The 3,505-nt window shown below is 52.3% G+C and carries 4 protein-coding genes; 2 read left to right on the top strand and 2 right to left on the bottom strand.

Features of this window, described 5'->3' with window-relative positions:
- Positions 1-162: 162 nt before the first annotated feature.
- Both IGR76_15570 and IGR76_15565 read left to right on the top strand, forming a co-directional pair.
- Positions 163-1,257, top strand: coding sequence for an aromatic ring-hydroxylating dioxygenase subunit alpha (locus tag IGR76_15570; GenBank protein ID MBF2079892.1), 1,095 nt, complete (start codon positions 163-165; stop codon positions 1,255-1,257).
- A gap of 131 nt (positions 1,258-1,388) precedes the next feature.
- Entirely contained in the window at positions 1,389-2,930 is a 1,542-nt protein-coding gene (locus IGR76_15565; protein MBF2079891.1) for a Na/Pi cotransporter family protein, read from the top strand.
- 35 nt (positions 2,931-2,965) lie between these two features.
- Here the strand turns inward: IGR76_15565 and IGR76_15560 are convergent, their stop codons facing one another.
- Both IGR76_15560 and IGR76_15555 read right to left on the bottom strand, forming a co-directional pair.
- Positions 2,966-3,271 carry a helix-turn-helix transcriptional regulator gene (locus IGR76_15560; GenBank protein MBF2079890.1) on the bottom strand — a complete coding sequence of 102 codons (306 nt, stop codon included), beginning with the start codon at positions 3,269-3,271 and terminating at the stop codon, positions 2,966-2,968.
- Positions 3,272-3,329: 58 nt separating this feature from the next.
- Positions 3,330-3,505, bottom strand: a 176-nt coding sequence (locus IGR76_15555; protein ID MBF2079889.1) for an IS5/IS1182 family transposase, incomplete at its 5' end; no start/stop codon positions are given.

Raw genomic sequence — 3,505 nt, 5'->3', positions numbered from 1 at the left:
GACCAGTTGCGGATGCGGTATTGAGGTTTCATGGCAGGTTTTATGTGTGGTAACTGAAATTTACCATGCCTCTCCTGCCCGCAACCCCTCTTTCATGCAACAACGCCAAGTCCTGCTATAGTTTTGACACGTTTGCTGGATTGATAAGGATAGTTGGAATCGATGGATGGGACTTCAACCGCCACTGCGCGATCGCTCGACGTACGCCAACTGGGCATTAACCCCAACCACTGGTATGCGGTGGCGATCGCCGCTGAGGTTAAAACCAAGCCCGTGAAGGCCACCCTGTGGGGCGAAGATATTGTGGTGTATCGGGATGCCGCCGGACAGGTTCACGCGCTGGACGATCGCTGTCCCCATCGCCAAGTAAAGCTGAGCGAAGGGGCTGTAAAAGGGAACAACCTAGAGTGTGCCTATCATGGCTGGCAGTTTGACGCTAACGGTCAGTGTACCGAAGTCCCCTATCTCGCTGAGAATCAAAAACTGCCCACCTGCCGCATTCGAGTCTATCCGGTGGTGGAGCAAGATGGATTTGTTTGGGTCTTCCCCGGAGATCCGGCGATCGCCCCGCAAAGATACCCCCTCCCCTTACCGGAATGGGATCATCTCAACTACATCGTGAGTCTCTCCGTCATCCGCTGCGAGAATCACTATTCTTACCTGATCGAAAACCTGATGGACATGTACCACGGCCATCTCCACGACAACTATCAGGCATGGGCGTCTGCAAAGCTGCTGGATATGGTGGAAACGGGCGATCGCGTCGATGCCCACTACGAAGCCCAAAGCTATTACCGCATCGACAAAATTTGGTCGGTATCGCAACTGTTTATTCCGGCTCTACGCCAACTCCATCCCGAACCCCTAGATGTGAGCTATATCTATCCCAACTGGTCCGCAACCCTGGGAAACGACTTCCGCATCTGCTGTCTCTTTTGTCCGGTCAGTGAAACTCGCACTGTCGCTTTCTTACTCCATTTCACCTCCCTCAACGCCTTTCACAGACTGCATAAGCTTCCGATTCCCTTCCGTCGCTTTGTCAAAAATAGTCTCTTTGGAGCCGCCAACAAGCTGTTAGATGGGCTGGTTGAACAGGATGTCGTGATGATGGAACAAGAGCAGCAAGCCTACCTCCGCAATCCCCGCCTCCGCAACTATGAACTGAATCCAGCCCTGGCAGCGGTTCAGCGCTTAATCCGGAATCAGGCCATCGAGGCGATCGCGTCTACCGCGTCATCCTTGGGAGCGGACGAATAATACTCGTAAAACGAACTGTCGTTTTCTGGTATGACATAACTATGCACGTCTTACACTGGCAGAACTAAACTATCGACAAACCACTCACGATTATTTATATTGTTGGGGGGCTGGGGCTATTTCTGCTCGGCATGATTGTCATGACCGACGGCCTGCGAGCGCTTGCAGGTCGAGCCATGCGATCGGCATTAATGCGCTTTACCCGAAGTCCGCTCTCTGGCGTGTTGACCGGAGCTGCAACGACTGCCATTCTGCAATCGTCGAGTGCGACAACCGTCGCAACTGTGGGGTTTGTCAATGCTGGGCTAATCAAATTTTCAGAAGCAATTGGCATTATCCTAGGAGCTAACCTAGGAACGACGGTAACGGGCTGGTTGGTCGCCATTCTGGGCTTTAAGCTCAAACTCGGTACGGTAGTGCTGCCCCTGGTGTTTATCGGCGCGAGTTTGAAACTGTTTGCCAAAGATCGATGGAGCGGTCTGGGCTATGCGATCGCAGGCTTTGGGCTAATCTTCGTGGGCATCACTACGATGCAAGACGCAATGCGGGGGCTAGAGGGGATCATTACACCTGCTCAGCTCCCACCCGATACAATCGCCGGACGCCTCCAGTTAGTCGCGTTGGGAATTGCGGTTACGGTGATCACCCAATCCTCTAGTGCTGGCGTTGCTGCGACCTTGGCGGCTCTGTATGCGGGCGCTGTCAACTTTGAACAAGCGGCATCCCTAGTAATTGGCATGGATGTGGGAACGACCGTGACCGCGATTTTGGCCACCTTAGGCGCTTCGGTGAGTGCCCGCCGCACTGGCCTTTCCCATGTTGTGTATAACGTGTGGACAGCCTGCTTAGCGCTGCTCCTGATTACCCCCTACACCCATCTTGTGAATCGGATTACACCGGAACTCCTAACGCAAAATGCCGAGATTGGTCTAGTCGCCTTTCACACGTCCTTCAATTTAGTTGGGGTTTTGACAATTCTTCCGTTTACGCGTCAATTTGCAGCCTTGCTCGTTCGCCTGGTTCCCAGTACAGGCCCCGCCTACACCGACGGCTTAAGCGAAGCACTGCTAGTACAACCCGATCTTGCGTTGAACGCCGCTCAGAGGTCTATTCAGGGTGAGGTTCTGGCTCTGCTTCAGCATGTGTCTGCTATTCTGGGCAATTTGCATTACCAGCGTATGGATTTGACCGAATTGCAAATTGCCTTGGATGAAACACATACGTATCTAGATCAGATCCATGTGGACACTGGATCTGGGGCGGACTGGGATCGACTGATCAATATGATGCACGCCCTGGATCATCTCCAACGGATTCATGAACGGTGTGAGGAAGACGAAGACCGCGCTAGAACGGTGCAAACAACGATCGAGCTTGAGGACGAACGCCAAATCCTAACCGATACCATCCAAGACGTGATGGATTTGATTCAAGCCGATCAATGGCAGACTGCCGCCGATCGAGCAAGTCAAACCGCCGATCTGATTCATCAAAAGGTACGTCCCTACCGCGAACTAACGCTGAAACAGGTAGCCAGTAGCCAAATCGACGTTTTCGTGGGCACAGCACGTCTTGAAGCCATTCGTTGGTTGCGACGGGTTAGCAAACACATTACCCGGATCGCCCAACACATGAACCAAGCTATGCTTGCCATCGGCCAGTTTGATCCGTGATCAGTAACTCAACTAAATTAAAAAAACAGATCCCCTCATAAAGGCGATCGCTCCGATTGCAAAATAATGTCTAGCAGCCCCGGAAACCGCGCATCCAGATCATCACGTCGGAGTGAGTTCATGTGCTGTGTTCCCTCTTTTCGGCAATACAGCACCCCCGCCTCGCGCAGCACCTTAAAATGATGGGACAGGGTAGACTTGGCAACGGGGAGATCCATCGCTGCACAGGGAAGTTCTGATTCCGAGGCTAACCGCCGCACAATTTCGAGTCGAATCGGATCGCCCAGCGCGTAGAGGACTCCAGCCAAAGAAATATCGTTGCGATCAGGATGATAAACCAGTCTGGCTTTGTTGCATGATTAGAAAAACGGTCAGGTTCGCCTTGAGAGTGTCCTGGTATTAACCTTCAACCTTGTAGCTATCGGGTTTAGCGATCTGAATCATGCGGTTGAGCGCAACACATTTGATGAACAATTCCACGGCTTGATTGTCAAATTGACGTGCACTGAGATTGCCCCCAAAAATAGTCTTAAAGCGGAACATGGTAGTTTCAGCAATCGAACGACGATGATAGC

This window comes from Synechococcales cyanobacterium T60_A2020_003, assembly GCA_015272205.1.
Lineage (GTDB): Bacteria > Cyanobacteriota > Cyanobacteriia > RECH01 > RECH01 > JACYMB01.
The sequence above is the reverse complement of the archived record's forward strand: the minus strand, read 5'-3'. Positions and strand labels throughout refer to the sequence as shown.

Excerpts from the sequence above, each read along its gene's own strand:
- IGR76_15565 (MBF2079891.1), top strand. The coding sequence starts at position 1,389 with ATGATTGTCATGACCGACGGCCTGCGAGCGCTTGCAGGTCGAGCCATG.
- IGR76_15570 (MBF2079892.1), top strand. The coding sequence starts at position 163 with ATGGATGGGACTTCAACCGCCACTGCGCGATCGCTCGACGTACGCCAA.